Source organism: Methylobacterium sp. NPDC097929, from assembly GCF_049543375.1.
Classification (GTDB): domain Bacteria; phylum Pseudomonadota; class Alphaproteobacteria; order Rhizobiales; family Beijerinckiaceae; genus Methylobacterium.
Genome location: NZ_JBMVEP010000003.1, coordinates 247,110 through 268,499, shown reverse-complemented (window position 1 = coordinate 268,499; position 21,390 = coordinate 247,110). Strand labels below are relative to the sequence as shown.

Below are 21,390 nucleotides of genomic sequence, written 5' to 3'. Positions count from 1 at the left end.
CGGGGAGGGCACTTGCCTTGCGCCGCCCCGGTCTCCAAACACGGGGCCGCCCGGCCTGCCCTGCCGGGCGGCGCAGGAACGAGGCCGATGGCGCAGACTCCCGAACCGATTCCCGGCGGACCGGCCCCCCGGCCGCGCAGGCGGATCGGCCTGTTCCTTCCCTATATTCTCCTCGCCGCCATCGTCCTGGCCTGGACCGCCGCGTGGTTCTTCATTCGCGGCAAGGCCGAGAGCGAGATGGATGCCTGGCTCGCCCGCGAGGCTCAGGCCGGCCGCCAGTGGACCTGCGCCGACCGCTCCATCACCGGCTTCCCCTTCCGCCTGGAGCTGCGCTGCGCCTCGGTGCGCTTCGCCCGTTCGGACAGCCGCTTCACGCTGGGGCCGATCACCGTCGTCGTGCAGGTCTACGATCCCCGCCACGCCGTTTTAGAGGCCACGGGGCCGTTCCACGTCGAGCAGGGTGATCTGATCGGGGCCGTCACCTGGACCTCCCTGGAGGCGAGCTTCCACGCCGCCTCGAACGGCTTCAGCCGCGTCTCCCTGGTCGTCGACGCGCCGAAGGGCAGCGTGCAATCACCCGATCCCGGCCCTGTCGACTTCGCCGCGCAGCACCTCGAATTGCATGCCCGGCCGACCCCCGGCCGCTTCGAGAGCGAGGGCGCCATCGACGTGAGCCTGCGGCTCGCCAAGGCGGCGGTGCCGCGGCTCGACGCGCTCAGCGGCAGCGCCGACCCGGCCGACATCGACCTCGACACCACCATCGAGCGGGCAAACGTCCTGCGCACGGGCACCGTGGCGCGGGAACTGGAGAAGTGGCGTCAGGCCGACGGCCGGCTCGACGTGAGTCGCATCTCCATCGCCAAGGGCGAGCGGCGTCTTCAGGCCAAGGGCGCGGTCGGCCTCGACGGCGAGCACCGTCCCGAGGGGCGCTTCGACATCCGCGCAGCCGGCCTCGAAGCCCTGGTCGGGCAGGTGATGGGCCAGCGCTTCGGCGCGGACAAGGGCGCGCTGATCGGCAGCATCGTCGGCCAGTTCCTCGGCGGCCTGCGCAAGCGCGAGGATGCCGCCGGCGAGGCCCGGGCGGCCGACGAGAGCGGCCCCAACGGTCTCAAGCCCCTGCCGACCCTGCGCCTCACCGACGGGCGGCTGATGCTCGGACCCTTCCCGGTGCCGAACGTGGTGCTGCCGGTCCTATACTGAGGGAAGACCGCGCCGGCCGCAGGCCCGACGCCGCTGACGTTTCGATGTCACCGTCGGCTCACGGCCGATGACAGCGCGGGCGTGTGACCCATCTCCGCACACGGATGCCGCCCCTCCTCGATCTCCGGCGACACGTTGCCGGGAGGGCAGGGCCGCGGACTGAATCGCCGGAGTTTCCCAACATGTCGCCGGAGACTGCAGCAGCCTCGGCTTCGCGCCGTTCCGCGCGATGCGCGCGGGGTGGGAAACGGCGGGGGATGAGTCCCATCTCCGCGAACGCGTCCGGTCGCGCTGGCGACGACGCCAGCTTCGGTGAAGGCCTCGGGCCACGGCAGGAGGAGGAGCGGGGTCGATGGCGGGAACGGCCGGTGCGCGCCTCCCTCGTCGCGCTCCTGCTCGGCGTCGCTCTCGCGGTTCCGGGCCCGCTCCGGGCCGAGGAGGAACAGCGTCCGGCCCCATCCGAGACGGTTCCGCGCGATCCCGCTGCGCAGGGGCCGGTTGCGGCCTCCGGAGGCACGCCGGGTGAGGCCTGCGACCGTGCCGTCGGTCTCCCGCGTGAGATCGAGGTCGTCTCCCCGGACCGCTCGATTCTCGACGGCGTGACCGAGGGCCGGACCGCTGCCCTGGAGGCCGCCGCGACCGCCTGTGCCGCCGCCGCAGATGCGGAACCGGGGGAGGGGCGTCACGCCTACCGGCTCGGTCTCACCCTCAAGGCTTTGGAGCGCAAGGACGCGGCACTCGCGGCCTTCCGCCGTGCGAAGGATCTCGGCTTTTCCGGCGGCTTCGACGCGATGGGCGAGGGGTTCTTCGACGGGCTCTACGGTGCTGCGTTGCCGAAGGATCGTCCGGCCGGCCTCGCGGTGCTGAGCGAGGGCGTCGCGCGAACCGGCCACCCCGAACTCAAGCGCTATCTGGCCCGAAACCTCGCCCAGGCCGAGCCGCCGCAGCGCGACACCGCCCGGGCGCTCGCTCTCTTGGAGGAGGCGGCCCGGGCCGGGCACGCCCCCGCGGCAGCGGATCTGGCGCGGATGCTCGCGGAGACCGCCGACGGGCGGTTCGGGCCGGACGAGGCGCGCATTCGCTCTCTTCTGGAGGGAGCGATCGCGAGCGGAAGCCGGCACGCTGCCTTCGTCTATGGGCAACTGCACGACCGAGGCCTCGGGCTGACGCGGGACCTCACGGCGGCGCGGCGCTTCTATCTTCTGGCCTCGGAGCGGGACTCGATCCCAGCCATGCTGGAACTCGCGGGAATGATGCGGGCGGGCGAGGGCGGCCCCGTCGACATCGCGGGCCAGCGGCGCTGGCTCCTGCGGGCGAGCGGTCTCGGCAATGCCACGGCGCATTTCGCGCTCGCCAATTCCTACATCGACAAGGCGCCGACCAACGTGCCGCTGGGCCTCGTGCTGCTCGAACGGCTGGCCGAGGGCGGCTCGGTCGAGGCCGCGCACGGGCTCGGCGTCCGCTATCAGGATGCGAACGGCGTGGTGCGCAACTACGCTCTGGCGATGAAGTGGTTCCGCCGTGCGGCGGAGGCCGGCGACGGCCGGGCGATGAACCAGATCGGCGCGATCCACGATTACGGCCAGGGCGTGCCGACCGACCACGCCGAGGCGCGGCGCTGGTACGACCGGGCGGCCGCGAAGGGCGTGGCCGCGGCCTACACCGCCATCGGGATGCAGTACGACCACGCCCGGGGCGTGCCCCGCGATCTGACCGAGGCCCTGGCATGGTACCGCAAGGGCGCCGAGCGCGGCTCGGCCGCCTCCATGAACAATATCGGCTACGCCTTCATGGCCGGCCGTGGGGTGAAGCAGGACGACAGGGAGGCTGTCCGTTGGCTCGAAATGGCGGTCGCGAAGAACGACCGGACCGCCAAGCTCAACCTGGCCAACCTCTATTTCAAGGGCCGCGGCGTGCCGAAGGACCGGCTGCGCGGTCTCACGCTGCTGCAGGAATCGGCCGAGCAGGGGTTGCCCCAGGCCCTGAACGACCTTGCGCTGATGGAGATGGACCGGCCGCAACCCAACGGGGCACGGGCCACGCGGATGCTGCGTGAGGCCGCGGTGGGCGGCGCGGCGGTCGCCTACCACAATCTCGGCATGGCCCTGATCCAGGGCTGGGACGGCATGCCCGACTACGAGGAGGCGAATTACTGGTTCCGACAGTCGATCGACAACCGCTCCGACATCGACGCGGTGGCCTATTCGGAGTCGCAGTACCAGCTCGGCCGCAACCTCGTGGCCGGCCGCGGCGCCGCCCGCGACACCGACGAGGGGATGCGCTTGATCCTCGCCTCCGCCGCGGCCCGCAACCCGCGGGCGCAGACATACCTCAGGACGGCCGGACGGGCGTCGACGGCAAAGTCCAGAAGCGGGAAGGCGATGCCCGGGCGCAAGACCGGGACGGGCAAGGGCAGGAAGGCCCCCGCCGCACGAAAGGGGCAGCGCTAACATCGTGCCGGATATCGTATCCGGCACGATGTTCTCGTCTCTTGTTTCGTATCGTCCCGAAAGCCGGCGGCCACCTTTCGGGACGATGCCCTCGAGGCTTCGCCTCGCGATCACGGCGTGAGGCGGGCGCCTACCAGGGGCGCGGCGCGCCGAAGATCTTGCGCTGGAGGAAACGGCCTGCCGCCTCCGCCCGCGGCCGATGGAGGTGGCGCAGGCGCCAGAGCCGGTGTTCCTGCGGGGAGACCGGTCGGGCCAGCTCCGGCACCGCGGCGTAGCGGGCCCGCAGCTGTGCCGCCGCGGCCGGCGCGACGGCGTCCGCGAAGGCGAGGAGATGGCGCATCTCGTCGAGGGTCGGCCCGATCCAGCTCTGCGTGCGCGGGCAGGCCTCGCCCCCGCCGGACGAGTCGCCGGCCTGTGAGAGGGCCTGCGAGGGATAGTGGTTGATCCGGATCTCGCCGTGCCGGACGCCGAGGATGGCGTCGGGACGGTTCGGGTCGGCCTCCGCCGGGCTGAAGTCGCTCATCAGCCACTCCCCCTGCACCAGGGCCGCCCGGTGGGGATCGCGGATCGCGGCGATGGCGCCCTGCCGGTAGATCGACTTGGCGACGCGGTTCTCGCTCCGGTCCGTGCCCGCCAGCGCCCGCGGGAAGCGCCGCAGCACGAGGCCGGGATCGGGCTGCGCCGGCTGCGCGCTGTCGAAGGCGCGCCGGTTGACCGCCACCGCCCCGGCATGGGCGGGGATGCGGGCGAGCCAGCCCTCCAGGCTGCGGCCGGGGGGCGGCACCAGGAACTCGTCGGTGTCGAGGAAGGCGGCGAAGCGGAACAGGCGCGCCCGCGAGGCCAGGAAATGCTCGTAGGCCGCGAAACGCGGCGCGCAGTCGAGGCGGCTCGGACAGGGCAGGGTGGTGACGCCGATCCCCTCATGCAGCGTCAGGGTTGCGGTTGCCTCGGCGTCGATGCCGTTGTCGTAGATCACGAAGTGCCGCACGCCGACGGCGCGGTGGAAGGCGAGCCACTCGGCCAGGCCGGGCACTGCGCCCTCGAGGACGGTGACGATCGCGAAGGTCCGCATGGCGGCGTTTCCTTTCTCAGCCCTGCGGTCCGGTGGGCGCCGCCTTGCGGGAGCGGCCGAAATCCGGCTCCGGCGTCTCCTGCCCCATGGCGACGATGCCGCGGCGGATCGTTCGGGTGCGGGTGAACAGGTCGTGCAGCGCCTCGCCGTCGCCCCAGCGGATGGCGCGCGAGAGGGCGGACAGATCCTCGTTGAAGCGTCCCAACATCTCCAGCACCGCCTCGCGGTTGGTCAGGAAGATGTCGCGCCACATGGTCGGGTCGGAGGCCGCGATGCGGGTGAAGTCGCGAAAGCCGCCGGCGGAGAACTTGATCACCTCGGACTGCGTGACCTCCTCGAGGTCGGCGGCGGTGCCGACGATGTTGTAGGCGATCAGGTGCGGCACGTGGCTGGTGATGGCGAGCACGAGGTCGTGATGCTCCGGCGTCATCGTCTCGACGATGGCCCCCAGGCCCTGCCAGAGCGCCTGCACCCGCTCGACCGCCGCCGGGTCCGCACCGTCGGGCGGCGTGAGGATGCACCAGCGGTTCGAGAACAGGGTGGCGAAGCCCGAATCCGGCCCCGAATACTCGGTGCCCGCCACCGGATGGGCCGGCACGAACGGATTCCTTTCAGACAGATGCGGCGCCACCGCCGCGACCACGGCGGCCTTCACCGAGCCCACGTCGGAGACGACGACACCCGGCTTCAGGTGCGGCGCGATCTGCCCCGCCACCGTGCCGATGGCGCCGACCGGCACGCACAGGATCACGAGGTCGGCGCCCGCCACCGCGGAGGCCTCGGTGCTCGCGGCCTCGGCCAGCCCCAAGGCCCTCACGCGCTCGATCACGTCCGCGTCGCGGTCCACCGCCACGATCGTCTCGGCGAGCCCGTAGGTCCGGGCGCCGCGGGCGATCGAGGAGCCGATCAGGCCGAGGCCGACGATGGCGAGGCGCTCCACCACCGCCGTCACGAACGCGGGTTCCCCAGGAAGTCCCCGAGGGCCTCCACGAAGGCGCGGTTGGCCTCCCCGCTGCCGACCGTGACCCGCAGGGCGTTGGGCAGGCCGTAGGAGGAGACGCGCCGCACGATCACCCCGCAGCGCGTCAGGTGCGCGTCGGCCTCCTCTGCGGTCCGGCCGGGCGCGTCGGAGAAGTGCACGAGCAGGAAGTTGCCGACGCTCGGCGTCACCGTGAGCCCCAAAGCCTCGACCGCGTGGGTGAGCCAGGCGAGCCACTCGTCGTTGTGGGCCACCGCCGCCGCGACATGGGCCTCGTCGGCGATCGCCGCCGCCCCGGCCGCGATGCCGCCCGCCGAGAGGTTGAATGGCCCGCGGATGCGGTTGATCGCATCGATCACGGCCTCGGAACCCACCATCCAGCCGATGCGCTGCGCGGCCAGCCCGTGGATCTTCGAGAAGGTGCGGGTCATCACGACGTTGGGCGCGTCGAGCGCCAGTTCGAGCCCGGCGGTGTAGTCGTTGGCGCGCACGTACTCGGCATAGGCGCCGTCGAGCACCAGCAGCACGTTGCCCGGCAGGCCGGCATGCAGGCGGCGCACCTCCTCGAAGGGCAGGTAGGTGCCGGTCGGATTGTTGGGGTTGGCCAGATAGACGATCCGGGTGCGGGGCGTGACCGCGGCGAGGATGGCGTCGACATCCACCGTGAGGGTCGTCTCCGGCGCCACGACCGGGGTGCCGCCCGCGGTGAGGATCGCGATGCGGTACACGAGGAAGCCGTGGGTGGAGTAGATGCCCTCGTCCCCCGGCCCGACGAAGGCCATCGCCAGCAGGGTCAGAAGCTCGTCCGAGCCCGCGCCGCAGACGATGCGGGCGGGGTCCAGCCCGTAGCGGGCGCCGATCGCCGCGCGCAGCCGCGCCGCGCTCCCGTCCGGATACAGGGCGAGGCTGTCGGCCTGCGCGCGATAAGCCTCGACCGCGCGGGGGCTCGGCCCCAGCGGCGTCTCGTTGGAGGAGAGCTTGTGGATCTTGGCGACGCCCGGCGCGGCGCTCTTGCCGGGCACGTAGGCCTCGATGGCGAGCACGCCGGGGCGCGGCTGAGGACGCAGCAACTGGTTGGCGGGGTCGGTTGCGGACATGGGCCTGGGCCAGCGGGAGAGGCGGACGACGAAGGGTTTCGCCGTCCCTCTACAGCATTTCGCGCCGGGGGGGAGCCGCCCTGCGCGGAGCCTGCGACCGCCTTAAGGCTGCGCCGGCTTGGCCCCGGAGGAATCCGACGCAGGCGGCGCCTCGCGGGTGCCCGGCGGCAGCAGGACGTTCTTGGCGACATTGCCCTCCGGCCCGTACTCGCCGGCCACGGCAAGGCAGGACCGCTCGCGGTTCAGGTTCATTTGGTTGGACATCAGGGTGAAGATGCCCATCACCCGATTGCCGAAGGGGCCGCGGGGGCTCACGTCGGCGAGCTTGGTGTTCTGCTTGGCGAGCAGTGCCTCGAACTCGGCCGTGCCGAGCTGGTAGCCGCAGACATTGACCGCCGAGAAGATGTAGGCGGCAAATTCCAGCGCCCGCGGGCTCGGCGCATTGCGGATCGGCCGCGGGGGAGAGGCCTCCTTCGGAGTCTCCGGCTGGGTTTCCTGCTGTGGAGCCTGCTGCGCGGGCGGCGGCGCGGTAGGCTCCTGGGCGAGCGCCGGAAGGGCGAGGCCGCCGACCATCAGGGCGGCGAGGAGGGGACGGAAGGTCATGACGGGGAGCGTTCCTCGAAGAGGCGGATTCTCACGATCCGCTTAGAGAAACACGAGATAGCCCGGCCGCCGGCCGCCTCCAAGGTCGTGCAGGACCCGACGACAGGCCCTGCGGCGACTCACCACTTGTAGCTCAGGCTGGCCAGCACGCGGCGGGCCTCGCCGTAGAAGCAGTTGTTCAGGTCCGTGCAGGACGTGACGAAGCGCCGGTCGCCGATGTTCGACGCCGTGACCGCCGCGCGCCAACGGTCCCAGGTGTAGTGAACCGTCGCGTCGAAGAGCACGAAATCCGGCACGGTCAGCGAGTTGATGTCGTTCGCGAAGGATCGGCCGACATAACGGACGCCGCCGCCGAACCCGAGGCCGCGGTAGTCGCCCACGGGAATGGTGTAGTCCAGGAAGGCGGAGGCATAGGTCTCAGGCACGCCGATCGGCGTCCTGCCGATGAGCTGAGTCTGCTGGCTCTTGATGTATTCGAGATCGAAATGGGTGACGGCGGCGACCACGTTCAGGCCGTCGAAGAGGTTGCCGACGAACTGAGCCTCGATGCCGCGCGAACGGACGGAGCCCAGCTGCGTCGTGCTGCTGCCGTTGGCGAAGGGTGAGGGAATCGGCGGGTTGTCGCGGACGAGATCGAAGGCCGCCACCGTCAGGAAGTAGCGTTCGCCGATCGGCTGGAACTTCACGCCGACCTCGACCTGCTCGCCCCGATCGGGCACGAGCGCTCCGCCCGTGATCGAGTCGATACCGATCTGCGGCTGGAACGAGGTCGAGTACGAGACGTAGGGCGCGAGCCCGAAGTCGAAGTTGTAGATCAGCGCGACGCGTCCGGTGAGAGCCTGATCGTCCCGCGACGAACTCTGGTCGCCGAAGCGGCTGAATTTCACCTTCACATCGCTCGTGGCGAAGTCCTGACGCAGTCCGGCGACGAGGGTCAGGTTTTCGGTCAGCTTGATCTGGTCTTGGGCGTAAAGACCGATCTGCGTGAAGCGCGGCACGTCGACGAGATTGGTCGGAGCTCGATCTTGCGGAGGCCCGAAGATGGGATTGAGGAGATTGAGGTTCGGCCCCGGGAACAGAACCTGCTGATTGTCGTGCAGCGTGTAGTTCTTGTAATCGACGCCGAGGATCAGGTCATGCCGGAAAAAGCCGTCCGAGAAACGCGCCTCGGCCTGGTTGTCGACCTGGAACAGGCTGACCTTGTCCGTAAAGCCGAACTGGTAGCGAGCGAGCTGCGTCTGCGCAGGGTCGGCATAGCCGGACTGGCCGACATAGGAGTTCTGATAGCCGTCGCTGAAGGAGTAGCGCAGGTTCTGGCGCACCGTCCAAGTCGCATCGACGGCGTGCTCAAACTCGTAACCGGCGAAGAGCTGCTCGCGCTGGAAGTTGTTGAAGGTCGGATCGCCGACATTCAGGGAGCGAGGAATGCGGAGGCCGCTCAGGTTCGGACGCACGGTCCCGGAATACGGCAGAAAATTCGCCGTAACCGCACTGGAATCGCGCTGATAGCTGGTGAGCAGGGTGAACGAGGTTCCGGCATCCGGCCGATAGGTTAGCGCCGGTGCGATGTAGTAGCGATCCGAATCGGCTCCATCGACTTGCGTTCCACCGGCCCGGCCGATTCCGGTGAGGCGGTAGAACCAGTGGCCCGAATCGTCGGCAGGGCCACCGATGTCGAAGGCGCCATAGACTTGGCCGAACGAGCCGCCGCCGACTTCGACATATCCGAACGGGGTCAGCGTCGGTCGCTTGGTGATCTGGTTGACGATGCCGCCCGGATTGCCGGCACCGAACAGGACCGCGGCGGGACCGCGCAGAACCTCGATGCGCTCAAGGCCGAAGACCTCGGTCTTCAGGGTGCCGAACCCGTAGTTGAGGAGTTGCAGGCCGTCCTTGTAGATGCCGTAGTCGCTCGCCCGGAAGCCGCGCAGATTGAAGAAGTCGACGCGCTCGTCGACACCCGTCACGCCGGAATAGATGCCGGCAGTGTACTGGGTCGCCTGCGTCAGCGTCGTGGCTCCCTGAGCCTGGATCTGCTCGGTGCCGATCACCGTGATCGATTGCGGGGTCTCGATCAGCGGCGTGTTGGTCTTGGTCGCGGTCACCGATCGGGTGGCGACGTAGCCCGCGACGGGGCCGCGCGGGTCCTCGGGGGCGACACGCCCATCCGCGCCGCGTTGGGCAGGCTGGCCGCCCGTGGCGCCGGCACCCCGACCGCTGCCTTCGACCGACAGTTCATCGAGCCGGGCTGTGGCCTGCTGCGCCGAGGCGCTCGCGGTGAGCGCGAACAGCGAGGCGCCTGCCAGCGCCATCGTCCGCAGGGCGCGGACGCCGACGAGAGTGCGAACCGACCCCATACTCCTGACCCCATCTGCCCAGCACAGTCGACGGCCTCCGCAGAAACGCGCGGAACGGGGTCGGTCTGTTGTTTGGAATTATGCTAAACTGTTGTTGTTGCTTGCTTTTCGCAAGCTCAGCGGTACGAGACGGCGCCTCGGCACGCAAGACAGTCGCGCGCAAATGATCATCCTGTAGCGGGTCTGCCACAGGATTTTGCGCAACCTGTTGTTGGTTTCCTGAGAGGAGCGACCGTTTGGCGAACCGGCCGCGAGGCCGGACGCCGGATGTCAAACGGTGACTTGCGTGCCGACCTCGACGACGCGGCCGGTCGGGATCTGGAAGAAGTCCGTGGCGTCGTTGGCGTTCTTGGCCAGGGTGATGAAGATCCGGTCCTGCCAGAGCGGCATCCCGGAATGGGCCGCCGGGCGGATCGAGCGGCGCGACAGGAAGAACGAGGTCGACATGATGTCGAACTTGAAGCCCTCGCGCTTGAGCAGGGTCAGGGTGCGCGGGATGTTGGGCGTCTCCATGTACCCGAAGCGCATCACCACCCGGTAGAAGCCGAACCCCACCGGCTCGATGCGCACCCGCTCGCGTTGCGTGGCGCGGGGCCGGTCCATGGTCTCGACGGTGAGCACCACGTTCTTCTCGTGGATCACCTTGTTGTGCTTCATGTTGTGCAGGAGCGCGGCGGGGGCGATCTGGGGATCGCTCGTGAGGAAGACCGCCGTGCCCTTCACCCGCTGGTAGGAGGTGCTCTTCTCCAGCATGCCGACGAGTTCGATCAGCGGCACGTCGGTCTTGCGGGTCTTGTTGAACAGGATCGTGACGCCTCGCACCCAGGTCCACATCATCAGCATCAGCCCGCCCGCGAGCAGCAGGGGCACGTAGCCGCCCTCGTGCACCTTGAGCAGGTTCGAGAGCATGAACAGGAACTCGATGACGATGAAGGGCGCCATCACGATCGCCGCCACGATGGGTTTCAGGCGCACCACCTTCCACAGCACCACGTAGGCCATGGAGGCGGTCAGCAGCATCGTGCCGGTCACCGCGATGCCGTAGGCCGAGGCGAGCGACGAGGAGGAGCGGAAGGTGATCGCCAGGATCACCACGCCGAGCGCCAGCAGCATGTTGATCTGCGGCAGGTAGATCTGGCCGGAATGCGCCTCGGAGGTGTGACGGATCTCCATGCGCGGCAGCATGCCGAGCTGGATCGCCTGCCGCGACAGGGAGAAGGCGCCGGTGATGACCGCTTGGCTCGCCGTCACGGTGGCGATGGTGGCGAGCACCACCATGGGGATCAGGCCCCATTCGGGTACGAGCTGGTAGAACGGATCGATGGTCTCGGGCTTGGCCAGCACGAGCGCGGTCTGGCCGAGATAGTTGAGCACGAGGCACGGCGCGACGAGGAACAGCCACGCCACCTGGATCGGCCGGCGCCCGAAATGGCCGAGATCGGCGAACAGCGCCTCGGCGCCCGTCACCGCCAGGAACACGGCGCCGAGCGCCACCAGCGCGCCGGTGCCGTGGCCGAGCAGGTAGTGCAGCGCGTACCAGGGATTGAAGGCGGCCAGCACGCCGGGATTGCCGATGATGTAGGGCAGTGCGGCCGCCGCCAGCGCCAGGAACCACAGCACCATGACCGGGCCGAAGAAGGTCGCGACCCGCGCCGTGCCGTGGCTCTGCACCGCGAACAGGGCGACGATGATCGTCACCGTGATCGGCAGCACGTACGCGTCGAGGGCCGGGGTGACGAGCTTCAGGCCCTCGACCGCCGAGAGTATCGACATGGCCGGGGTGATGACGGAATCGCCGTAGAACAGCGAGGCGCCGAGCAGGCCCAGCATGAACACGAGCTTCGAGCCGCCGAGCGCGTGGCGGGCCTTGGCCATCAGCGAGAGGATTCCGCCCTCGCCGTTATTGTCCATGCGCAAGAGGATCGCGACGTACTTGATCGTGACGATCAAGAGCAGCGCCCAGATGATGAGCGAGGTGGTGCCGATCACCTCCTCGGGCAGCAGGACGCCGTCCGTGCGCGAAGGCGCCAGCGCCTCGCGGAAGGCATAGAGCGGGCTCGTGCCGATATCGCCGTAGACGACGCCGACGGAGCCGATCGTGAGCGCCCAGAAGCCGGTCTTGGCGTGGCCGTGCGCGTCCTCCGGCGAGGCGTCGGCGACCCCCGCCGAGGTCGCGACCGGACCACCCTCGCCGGGCGCCGGACCGCCCGCGGCGGGAGCCGCGGCAGGATCGTCCGGCGGGATCGACGGGGCGGCGCTTGGGCTGGCAGGCTGGGTCATCGGGCAGGCATGCCTGGGCTCGCGCGTCGTCCGGCCGGGTCTGCCGGACACGCATGAAGGAAATGCGTCGGTGGAGCGATTCGATGCGCGCCCGTCACCCGGACGGGCGGCGCCTCAGGCGGCGATCCGTGCACCGCGCCGTCGCGGCTCGGGACGAGTGGCGCGCGTTCGGATCGCGTGGCTCGGAGCGCGCATCGCGGCGAGCGAGGGGCGGCGAGGATCGGGAAGAGCGGGCGGCGGCGTCCGGACCACGGGTCGCCTCCGGATCGGGACGGGGGTCGCGTCCGCCACCCGCGCAGGTGTCGGATGCGGCCCCCGGGGACACTCACTCGGCGGCGTCGCGCTTGCCCTGGCCGAAGCGGCGCTCGATGTAGTCGACCACGATGGTCTCGAAGTCCTTAGCGAGGGTCGCGCCGCGCAGGGTCATCGCCTTCTTGCCGTCGATGAAGACCGGAGCGCTCGGGCTCTCGCCGGTGCCGGGCAGCGAGATACCGATATCGGCGTGCTTCGACTCGCCGGGGCCGTTCACGATGCAGCCCATCACCGCCACGTTAAGGCCTTCGACGCCCGGATAGGACTTCTTCCATTCCGGCATGGAAGTGGAGATCCAGTTCTGGATGTCGCGGGCCAACTCCTGGAAGGTCGTCGAGGTGGTGCGCCCGCAGCCGGGGCAGGCGGCCACCAGGGGCACGAAGGTGCGGAAGCCCATGGTCTGCAGGAGTTCCTGCGCGGCCTTGACCTCCACGGTGCGGTCGCCGCCGGGCTCGGGCGTCAGCGAGTAGCGGATCGTGTCGCCGATGCCTTCCTGGAGCAGCACGCCGATGGCGGCCGAGGCCGCGACGATGCCCTTCGAGCCCATGCCGGCCTCGGTCAGGCCGAGATGGATCGCGTAGTCGGAGCGGCGCGCCACCTCGCGGTAGACCGCGATCAGATCCTGCACCGCCGAGACCTTGGCGGAGAGGATGATGCGATCCTTGGGCAGCCCCAGCGCCACCGCGCGGTCGGCCGAGGTCAGCGCCGACTGCACCATGGCCTCGCGCATGACCGCGCGGGCATCGATGGGGCGGGGCAGCTTGGCGTTCTCGTCCATCAGGTGGGTCAGCAGCTCGCCGTCGAGCGAGCCCCAGTTCGCGCCGATGCGCACGGTCTTGCCGTAGCGGACGGCCTGCTCGACGATGGTCGAGAACTGGGTGTCCTTCTTCTCCTTGAAGCCGACATTGCCCGGGTTGATCCGGTACTTGGCCAGCGCCTCGGCGCAGGCCGGATGATCGGACAGGAGCTTGTGGCCGATATAGTGGAAGTCGCCCACCAGCGGCACGTGCACGCCGATGCGGTCGAGCCGCTCGCGGATCTTCGGCACGGCGGCCGCCGCCTCGTCGCGATCGACGGTGATGCGCACCAGCTCCGAGCCGGCACGGGCGAGCTGGGCCACCTGGGCCACGGTGCCGTCGATGTCGGCCGTGTCGGTGTTGGTCATCGACTGCACGACGATCGGGGCGCCGCCGCCGACGGTGACCGCGCCTTCCCCGCTGCCGATCTGCACGCCGACGGTGCGGTGGCGCGGTGCCGGCCCTGCGATCTCCGGCCCCGTCATGTTCGGGCTCCGGGGATCGAGCGGGTTTGCCAGGGCGTCGGGAGCTTCCATGACTTCCATCGTGCCTTCGCGGGTCAACTGTCGTCCGCGCGTGCCGGCCTTGAGGCATTCCGCAGGCGCAGGAGCGATCCTACCTGAATCCGGCGCGATCCGCGACCTGCCGCCGCGCCCGCGCATGCGCAGCGTGCCTCGCTTCCGAAGCCGCTTCCATGTCGCATCCGAACCGTGATGTCGAGCGTGTGTCGTGCCGATGCAAGGATGCCGAGGGACAGAAGCGCCTTATCATATCTTGCATTCGCCTGCCCGCGGGGCAAAGAACCGCACGGGCACGCTTGCTGCTTTGCACCATCTTCAGATGCGCTGCAACAAACCTGTGAGGGACGATGGACGCGACGAGCCCCGATCCGCAGACCGCCGAAGCCCTGCGGGGCGTCGAGCCCGACGACGCCCACAACCCCGCGACGGCCGTCCCCGACCCCATCGCCGATTCGACGCGACCGGGTCGCGATTTCCGCGGCCTCGCCGGTCCGCGGGCCGAGAAGGCCGTCGCGCTCGCGCTCCAGGGCGGCGGCTCGCACGGCGCCTTCACCTGGGGCGTGCTCGACGCGCTGATCGAGGACGGCCGCATCGCCTTCGAGGCGGTGACCGGCGCGAGCGCGGGGGCGATGAACGCCGTCGTCCTCGTGGACGGCTGGCTCGCGGGCGGCCCCGACGGGGCACGCGCGGCGCTGGAGAAGTTCTGGCGCGAGGCGAGCCTGGATGCCGACCTGCGCCCCTCGCAGAAGGGCCTGATCGACGGCCTGTTCCAGTTCTGGAAGGGCAATCCCTTCATCGAGCCGTGGCTGAAGGCGTTCAATCCGGGCCCCTACGCCACCAATCCGCTGAACTTCAATCCGCTGCGCGACGCGTTGGAGCACACGGTCGATTTCGATCGCCTGCGCGCGGCCGAGACCGCCAACGTCTTCGTCTCGGCCACCAATGTCTGGACCGGTAAGCTCGCCGTGTTCGAGCGGGAGCGCCTGACCGCCGATCACCTGATGGCCTCGGCCTGCCTGCCGACCGTGTTCCAGGCGGTGGAGATCGACGGCGTGCCCTACTGGGACGGCGGCTATCTCGGCAATCCGGCCCTCTACCCCCTGCACGGGTCGAGCACCCGCGACATCCTGCTGGTGCAGATCAACCCGGTGGAGCGCCGCGAGACGCCGCGCTCGGCCAGCGACATCCAGAACCGGCTCAACGAGATCACCTTCAACGCCAATCTGATGCGCGAATTGCGCGCCATCGACTTCGTGCACGGGCTGATCGACGAGGGTGGGCAGGGCGAGGTCCCGGGGCTGGAGCGGGTCTTCCTCCACCGCATCGACGGGACCGACTCCCTCGACGGCTTCGCCGCCTCCTCGCGCGTCGATGCCCGCTGGCGCATGATCGAGCGCCTGCGGGACAAGGGGCGGGCCGCGGCCAAGGCTTGGCTCGAGAGCGGCTACGACGAGGTCGGGAAGCGCTGCACCCTCGACCTGAAGCAGGCCTACCAGTAGCGGCCCGCCGCTGACGATGGGGCCCAGTCGTCAGGAAACCTCTTGCCACCGGCCCGCTACGCACATAAAGATATCTTTATGTCTAGCGAGAGCGGCCCCACGAACAGTGCGACCACGGTCCCGGTGCCCTTCGCCGAGGCGCTCGCCGTGCTGCGGGCCGCGGCGGAGGAGACGCGGCTGCGCATCCTCGCGCTGCTGGCCGAAGGGGAATTGTCGGTCTCCGACCTCACCGACATCCTCGGCCAATCCCAGCCGCGCATCTCGCGCCACCTCAAGCTTCTGGTCGAGTCGGGCTTGATCGAGCGTCACCGCGAGGGCGCCTGGGCCTTCTTCCGCCTGCGCGAGGCGGCGATCGGCTTCGTCGAGCCGCTGATCGAGGCCCTGGAGCGCAAGGCGCCGCCGCTCTCGGAGGACCGCGCCCGGCTCGATTCCGTGCGCGCCCAGCGGGCCGAGGCGGCCCAGGCCTTCTTCGCGCGCCTCGCCCCCAAATGGGACGGCCTGCGCTCCCTCCACGTGCCCGAGGCCGCGGTGGAGGCGGCGGTGCTCGAGGCGCTCGGCAGCCGGCCGGTGCGCCACGTCGTCGATCTCGGCACCGGCACCGGCAAGATGCTCGGCCTGCTGGCGCCGCTCGCGGCCCGCGCCACCGGGCTCGATTCGAGCCATGCCATGCTCTCGGTCGCCCGGGCGAATCTGGAGCAGCTCGGCCTGTCGCGGGTCGATCTGCGCCAGGGCGATCTGCACGCGCCGCCCTTCGGGCGCGCCAGCTTCGACCTCGTGGTGCTGCATCAGGTGCTGCACTATCTCGACGACCCGGCCCGCGCGCTTCGCGAGGCGGCCCGCCTCGTAACGCCGGGCGGGCGGCTGCTGGTGGTCGATTTCGCGCCGCACGATCTCGAACAGCTGCGCGAGACCCAAGCCCATCGCCGCCTCGGCTTCGCGGCCGATCAGGTCGCGGGCTGGCTCGTCCAGGCGGGCCTCTCCGATGTCGAGAGCCGCAACCTCGCGCCCGAGGACGGCACCGAATTGCCGCTCACCGTCACGCTCTGGCTGGCGCACGACGCCTCGGCCGGAGCCGCGGCGGCCGAACCCGAACGCGCCGTGGCCTGACGCCCCGGCCTCACGACGACACGACCGCATCAAGAGGGACGATCCGATGCCCAGCGAATCCCGGCACCGTGCCAGCCGCGACGGCTTCCGCCCGATCCGCGTCTCCATCGAGTTCTTTCCGCCCAAGACCGAGGAGATGGAGAACATCCTCTGGTCCTCGATCGAGCGGCTGGCGCCGCTCCAGCCGAAATTTGTCTCGGTGACCTACGGCGCCGGCGGCTCGACCCGTGAGCGCACGCACAACACCGTGGCGCGCATGGTGCGCGAGACGAGTCTCAAGCCCGCCGCCCACCTCACCTGCGTCAACGCCACGCGTGAAGAGATCGACGCCGTCGTGCAGTCCTACTGGGATGCGGGCGTGCGCCACATCGTGGCCCTGCGCGGCGACCCGGCGGAGGGCGTCGGCCATACCTACCGGCCTCATCCCGGTGGCTACGCCCAGACCTGCGATCTCGTGGCCGGCATCAAGCGGATCGGCGACTTCAAGGTTTCGGTCTCGGCCTACCCGGAGAAGCACCCGGAGGCCGCCTCGCTCGACGCCGACATCGACGCGCTGAAGGCCAAGGTCGATGCCGGCGCCGATCAGGCGATCACCCAGTTCTTCTTCGATAACGAGATCTATCTCCGCTATCTCGAGAAGGTGCGCGCGGCCGGCATCGACATTCCGATCATCCCCGGCATCCTGCCGGTGCAGAACTTCAAGCAGGCGGCCAACTTCGCCCGCCGCACCGGCGCTTCGGTGCCCTACTGGCTCGCGGCCCGGTTCGAGGGGCTGGAGAACGACGTCGAGACCCGACGCCTCGTCGCGGCGGCGGTCGCCGCCGAGCAGGTGCTCGACCTCGTCGACGAGGGCGTGGAGGATTTCCACTTCTACTCGATGAACCGCTCGGATCTCGTCTACGCCATCTGCCACCTGCTCGGCCTGCGCTCGCAGGCGCCGGCCAAGGTGGCGCCTGCGAAGGCGGCAGCTTAAATCGAGGCTAACTCGGGAGAATTAGCCGTGGCCGATCCGCAAGACATGATCCTGCCGCTTCTGCGGGAGATGCGCGCCGAGATCAAAGATCTCGGCGGGAACAACGAGCGCCAGTTCACCTCCGTGAACGAGCGTCTCGAGCGGATCGAAGGCCGCCTTGCGAACATGCGGGAGGCCATCAACGGCGAGTCCGTGCTTGGGCGCTACGCCGCAGCCGAGGTCGAAGAACGCCTGGAGATCATCGAGAGGCGGCTCGCGTCGCTCGAATCGCGCTCCTGAAACTGCCGTCAGTTCCCCATTGAGCGAATGCCGTTGGCCTCGCCGATGCTTATGCCGATTGCCCGAGAGACCCGATGACCGCTTTCCCCCCCGTCGACGGCGCCGAAATCGAGCGCGCGCTGCGCCAGCGCGCGTCCGAAAAGATCCTCGTCCTCGACGGGGCGATGGGCACCGTGATCCAGCGGCTCAAATACACGGAGGAGGACTTCCGGGGTGAGCGGTTCAAGGATCACGGGCACGATCAGAAGGGCAACAACGACCTCCTGATCCTGACGCAGCCCGATGCGATCCGGCAGATCCACCTCGACTACTTCCTCGCCGGCGCCGATGTCTGCGAGACCAACACGTTTTCCGGGACCACGATCGCCCAGGCCGATTACGGCATGGAATCGATCATCCACGAACTGAACGCGCAGGGCGCACGCCTCGCCCGCGAGGCGGCCAAGCTCGCGGAAGAGCAGGACGGCCGCCGCCGCTTCGTCGCCGGCGCCATCGGCCCGACCAACCGCACGCTCTCGATCTCGCCGGACGTGAACAATCCCGGCTACCGCGCCGTCACCTTCGACGGGGTCAAGCAGGCCTATGTCGAGCAGGTGCGCGGGCTGATCGACGGCGGCGCCGAACTCATCCTGATCGAGACGATCTTCGACACGCTCAACGCCAAGGCGGCGATCGCCGCCGCGTGGCAGGTCTTTGACGAGACCGGCATCCGGCTGCCGATCCAGATCTCGGGCACCATCACCGACCTGTCGGGCCGCACCCTGTCGGGCCAGACGCCCGGCGCCTTCTGGAATTCCCTGCGCCACTCCGATCCGCTGACCTTCGGCCTCAATTGTGCGCTCGGCGCCAAGGAGATGCGCGGCCACATCGCCGAGCTGGCGCGCATCTGCGACACGCTGGTCTGCGCCTATCCGAATGCCGGCCTGCCCAACGAGTTCGGCCTCTACGACGAGAGCCCGGAGGCGATGGGCAAGCTGGTGGGCGAGTTCGCGGCCTCCGGCCTCGTCAACATGGTCGGCGGCTGCTGCGGCACCACCCCGGACCACATCCGCGCCATCGCGGAAGCTGTCGCCGACAAGACCCCGCGGAAAATCCCCGAGATTGCGCGCCTGATGCGCCTGTCGGGCCTCGAGCCCTTCGTGCTCACGAAGGAAATCCCCTTCGTGAACGTCGGCGAGCGCACCAACGTCACCGGCTCAGCCAAGTTCAGGAAGCTCATCACCAACGGCGATTACGCCGCCGCGCTCGACGTCGCCCGCGATCAGGTCGCGGCCGGCGCCCAGGTCATCGACGTCAACATGGACGAGGGCCTGCTCGACTCGCAGAAGGCGATGGTCGAGTTCCTCAACCTCGTCGCCGCCGAGCCCGACATCGCCCGCGTGCCCGTGATGGTCGATTCCTCGAAGTTCGAGGTGATCGAGGCCGGGCTGAAGTGCATCCAGGGCAAGCCGATCGTGAACTCGATCTCCATGAAGGAGGGCGAGGACAAGTTCATCGAGGCCGCCAAAGTCTGCCGCTCCTACGGCGCGGCGGTGGTGGTGATGGCCTTCGACGAGCAGGGCCAAGCGGACTCTTACGAGCGCAAGGTCGAGATCTGCACCAAGGCCTACAAGATCCTCACCGAGCAGGTCGGTTTCCCACCCGAAGACATCATCTTCGACCCCAACATCTTCGCCGTCGCCACGGGTATCGAAGAGCACAACCCCTACGGCGTCGCCTTCATCGAGGCGACCCGCACCATCCGCGAGACCCTGCCCCACGCCCACATCTCCGGCGGCGTCTCGAACCTGTCCTTCGCCTTCCGCGGCAACGAGCCGGTGCGCGAGGCGATGCACGCGGTGTTCCTGTTCCACTGCATCAAGGCCGGCATGGACATGGGCATCGTCAATGCCGGCCAGCTCGCCGTCTACGACGAGATCCCGAGCGAACTCCGCGAACTCTGCGAGGACGTGGTCCTCAACCGGCGCGACGATTCCACGGAGCGCCTGCTGGAGGCCGCCGAGCGCTTCAAGACCGGCGCCTCGGCCCAGGCCAAGACCGCCGACCTCTCCTGGCGCGAGGCCCCGGTCGAGAAGCGCATCGAGCACGCGCTGGTCAACGGGATCACCGAGTACATCATCGCGGACACGGAAGAGGCGCGGAAGGGCGTCGAGCGTCCGCTCCACGTCATCGAGGGCCCGCTGATGGCCGGCATGAACGTGGTCGGCGACCTGTTCGGCTCAGGAAAAATGTTCCTGCCGCAGGTGGTCAAGTCGGCCCGGGTAATGAAGCAGGCGGTGGCCTATCTTGAACCCTTCATGGAGGAGGAGAAGCGGGCCAATGGCGGCGACGGCCAGCGCCGGGCCGCCGGCAAGGTGCTGATGGCGACCGTGAAGGGCGATGTCCACGACATCGGCAAGAACATCGTCGGCGTCGTGCTCGCCTGCAACAATTACGAGATCATCGATCTCGGCGTGATGGTGCCGGCGGCCAAGATCCTGGAGACGGCCAAGCGCGAGAACGTCGACATCGTCGGCCTCTCGGGCCTCATCACCCCCTCGCTCGACGAGATGGTGCACGTCGCCGCCGAGATGGAGCGCGAGGGCATGGAGATGCCGCTGCTGATCGGCGGCGCCACCACGAGCCGCGTCCACACCGCGGTGAAGATCCACCCGGCCTACGATCGCGGCCAGGCGGTCTACGTCACCGATGCGAGCCGCGCGGTGGGCGTCGTGTCGAGCCTGATCTCGAAGGAGACCCGTGGGCCCACCATCGAGAAGGTGCGCGCCGAGTACCGCAAGGTCGCCGACGCGCATGCCCGCTCGGAACTCGACAAGCAGCGCCTGCCGCTGGCGAAAGCCCGGGCCAATGCCTTCAAGGTCGACTGGTCGGGCTACGCCCCGAAGAAGCCGAGCTTCACCGGCACTCGCGTCTACGGGTCCTACGAGGTGGCGGATCTCGTCCCCTACATCGACTGGACGCCGTTCCTGCAGACCTACGAGTTCAAGGGCCGCTACCCCGCGATCCTCGACGATCCCGATCAGGGCCCGGCGGCGCGGGCGCTGTTCGAGGACGCGCAGGCGATGCTCAAGCAGATCGTGGAGGAGCGCTGGTTCAACCCGAAGGCGGTGATCGGCTTCTGGCCGGCCAACAGCGTCGGCGACGACATCCGGCTCTTCACCGGCGAGAGCCGGCAGGAGACGCTCGCGACCTTCCACGGCCTGCGCCAGCAGCTGTCGAAGCGCGACGGGCGCCCCAACACCTGCATCTCCGACTTCGTGGCGCCGGCCGAGACCGGCATCGCCGATTATGTCGGCGCCTTCGTGGTGACCGCGGGCCTGGAAGAGGTGCGCATCGCCGAGCGCTTCGAGCGGGCGAACGACGATTACCGCTCGATCCTCGTCAAGGCGCTCGCCGACCGCATCGCCGAGGCCTTCGCCGAGCGGATGCATGAGCGCGTCCGCCGGGAGTTCTGGGGCTACGCGCCGGACGAGGCGTTCACCGCGGACGAACTCGTCCACGAGAAGTACGACGGCATCCGGCCCGCGCCGGGCTACCCGGCCCAGCCCGACCACACCGAGAAGGTGACGCTGTTCGATCTTCTCAAGGCGGAGAGCCGCATCGGCGTGAAGCTCACCGAGTCCTACGCCATGTGGCCGGGCTCGTCGGTCTCGGGCCTCTACCTCGCGCATCCGGACGCGCATTACTTCGGCGTCGCCAAGGTGGAGCGGGATCAGGTCGAGGATTATGCCCTGCGCAAGGGCATGGACATCGCCGCGGTCGAGCGCTGGCTCGGGCCGATCCTCAACTACGACCCGGCCCGCTACCTCAAGGCGGCCGCCGAATAGGTCACACCCGGCGCGGGAACGTTCCCGCGCCGCCACT

General features: G+C 69.3%; 14 protein-coding genes. 7 read left to right on the top strand and 7 right to left on the bottom strand.

What is annotated here, in order from left to right:
- Positions 1-87 precede the first annotated feature (87 nt).
- Both ACPCJR_RS11395 and ACPCJR_RS11390 read left to right on the top strand, forming a co-directional pair.
- On the top strand, positions 88-1,200 hold the full coding sequence (locus ACPCJR_RS11395; protein WP_391512196.1) for a DUF2125 domain-containing protein: 1,113 nt from the start codon (positions 88-90) through the stop codon (positions 1,198-1,200).
- Positions 1,201-1,568: 368 nt separating this feature from the next.
- Positions 1,569-3,650, top strand: a complete 2,082-nt coding sequence (locus ACPCJR_RS11390; protein ID WP_391512197.1) for a tetratricopeptide repeat protein — start codon at positions 1,569-1,571, stop codon at positions 3,648-3,650.
- Positions 3,651-3,780: 130 nt separating this feature from the next.
- On the opposite strand, the gene ACPCJR_RS11385 is transcribed toward ACPCJR_RS11390, so the two are convergent.
- The 7 genes from ACPCJR_RS11385 to ispG form a co-directional block, all read right to left on the bottom strand.
- Entirely contained in the window at positions 3,781-4,722 is a 942-nt protein-coding gene (locus ACPCJR_RS11385; RefSeq protein WP_391512198.1) for a glycosyltransferase family 2 protein, read from the bottom strand.
- Positions 4,723-4,738: 16 nt separating this feature from the next.
- The gene (locus tag ACPCJR_RS11380; RefSeq protein WP_391512199.1) at positions 4,739-5,674 is read right to left on the bottom strand and encodes a prephenate/arogenate dehydrogenase family protein; all 936 of its coding nucleotides are present in this window, start codon (positions 5,672-5,674) and stop codon (positions 4,739-4,741) included.
- On the bottom strand, positions 5,671-6,798 hold the full coding sequence (locus ACPCJR_RS11375; protein WP_391512200.1) for a pyridoxal phosphate-dependent aminotransferase: 1,128 nt from the start codon (positions 6,796-6,798) through the stop codon (positions 5,671-5,673). Before ACPCJR_RS11375 ends, ACPCJR_RS11380 begins: the two co-directional genes overlap by 4 nt.
- A 102-nt stretch (positions 6,799-6,900) precedes the next feature.
- Positions 6,901-7,401, bottom strand: coding sequence for a hypothetical protein (locus ACPCJR_RS11370; RefSeq protein ID WP_391512201.1), 501 nt, complete (start codon positions 7,399-7,401; stop codon positions 6,901-6,903).
- A 119-nt stretch (positions 7,402-7,520) separates the two neighbouring features.
- Positions 7,521-9,758 carry a TonB-dependent siderophore receptor gene (locus tag ACPCJR_RS11365; RefSeq protein WP_391512202.1) on the bottom strand — a complete coding sequence of 746 codons (2,238 nt, stop codon included), beginning with the start codon at positions 9,756-9,758 and terminating at the stop codon, positions 7,521-7,523.
- Between the two features lie 270 nt (positions 9,759-10,028).
- Positions 10,029-12,038 (bottom strand): potassium transporter Kup, encoded by a 2,010-nt coding sequence (locus ACPCJR_RS11360; protein ID WP_391512203.1) that lies wholly within the window; start codon positions 12,036-12,038, stop codon positions 10,029-10,031.
- Between the two features lie 325 nt (positions 12,039-12,363).
- Positions 12,364-13,692, bottom strand: coding sequence for a flavodoxin-dependent (E)-4-hydroxy-3-methylbut-2-enyl-diphosphate synthase (gene ispG / locus ACPCJR_RS11355; RefSeq protein ID WP_391512204.1), 1,329 nt, complete (start codon positions 13,690-13,692; stop codon positions 12,364-12,366).
- A 323-nt stretch (positions 13,693-14,015) separates the two neighbouring features.
- Here ispG and ACPCJR_RS11350 point away from each other — a divergent pair, with 323 nt between their 5' ends.
- The 5 genes from ACPCJR_RS11350 (at position 14,016) to metH (ending at position 21,353) form a co-directional block, all read left to right on the top strand.
- Positions 14,016-15,167 carry a patatin-like phospholipase family protein gene (locus tag ACPCJR_RS11350; RefSeq protein ID WP_391512205.1) on the top strand — a complete coding sequence of 384 codons (1,152 nt, stop codon included), beginning with the start codon at positions 14,016-14,018 and terminating at the stop codon, positions 15,165-15,167.
- 78 nt (positions 15,168-15,245) lie between these two features.
- A complete protein-coding gene (locus ACPCJR_RS11345) occupies positions 15,246-16,274 on the top strand; it encodes an ArsR/SmtB family transcription factor (protein WP_391512206.1) in 1,029 nt (342 codons plus the stop codon).
- A gap of 46 nt (positions 16,275-16,320) precedes the next feature.
- A complete protein-coding gene (metF, locus tag ACPCJR_RS11340; protein WP_391512207.1) occupies positions 16,321-17,247 on the top strand; it encodes a methylenetetrahydrofolate reductase [NAD(P)H] in 927 nt (308 codons plus the stop codon).
- A 45-nt stretch (positions 17,248-17,292) separates the two neighbouring features.
- On the top strand, positions 17,293-17,526 hold the full coding sequence (locus ACPCJR_RS11335) for a hypothetical protein (protein WP_391512208.1): 234 nt from the start codon (positions 17,293-17,295) through the stop codon (positions 17,524-17,526).
- 74 nt (positions 17,527-17,600) lie between these two features.
- Positions 17,601-21,353, top strand: coding sequence for a methionine synthase (gene metH, locus ACPCJR_RS11330; protein WP_391512209.1), 3,753 nt, complete (start codon positions 17,601-17,603; stop codon positions 21,351-21,353).
- Positions 21,354-21,390: the final 37 nt, after the last annotated feature.

Excerpts from the sequence above, each read along its gene's own strand:
- ACPCJR_RS11335 (WP_391512208.1), top strand. The coding sequence starts at position 17,293 with ATGATCCTGCCGCTTCTGCGGGAGATGCGCGCCGAGATCAAAGATCTC.
- ACPCJR_RS11345 (WP_391512206.1), top strand. The coding sequence starts at position 15,246 with ATGTCTAGCGAGAGCGGCCCCACGAACAGTGCGACCACGGTCCCGGTG.
- ACPCJR_RS11375 (WP_391512200.1), bottom strand. The coding sequence starts at position 6,798 with ATGTCCGCAACCGACCCCGCCAACCAGTTGCTGCGTCCTCAGCCGCGC.
- ACPCJR_RS11365 (WP_391512202.1), bottom strand. The coding sequence starts at position 9,758 with ATGGGGTCGGTTCGCACTCTCGTCGGCGTCCGCGCCCTGCGGACGATG.
- ACPCJR_RS11360 (WP_391512203.1), bottom strand. The coding sequence starts at position 12,038 with ATGACCCAGCCTGCCAGCCCAAGCGCCGCCCCGTCGATCCCGCCGGAC.
- metH (WP_391512209.1), top strand. The coding sequence starts at position 17,601 with ATGACCGCTTTCCCCCCCGTCGACGGCGCCGAAATCGAGCGCGCGCTG.
- ACPCJR_RS11385 (WP_391512198.1), bottom strand. The coding sequence starts at position 4,722 with ATGCGGACCTTCGCGATCGTCACCGTCCTCGAGGGCGCAGTGCCCGGC.
- metF (WP_391512207.1), top strand. The coding sequence starts at position 16,321 with ATGCCCAGCGAATCCCGGCACCGTGCCAGCCGCGACGGCTTCCGCCCG.
- ACPCJR_RS11350 (WP_391512205.1), top strand. The coding sequence starts at position 14,016 with ATGGACGCGACGAGCCCCGATCCGCAGACCGCCGAAGCCCTGCGGGGC.
- ACPCJR_RS11370 (WP_391512201.1), bottom strand. The coding sequence starts at position 7,401 with ATGACCTTCCGTCCCCTCCTCGCCGCCCTGATGGTCGGCGGCCTCGCC.
- ispG (WP_391512204.1), bottom strand. The coding sequence starts at position 13,692 with ATGGAAGTCATGGAAGCTCCCGACGCCCTGGCAAACCCGCTCGATCCC.
- ACPCJR_RS11395 (WP_391512196.1), top strand. The coding sequence starts at position 88 with ATGGCGCAGACTCCCGAACCGATTCCCGGCGGACCGGCCCCCCGGCCG.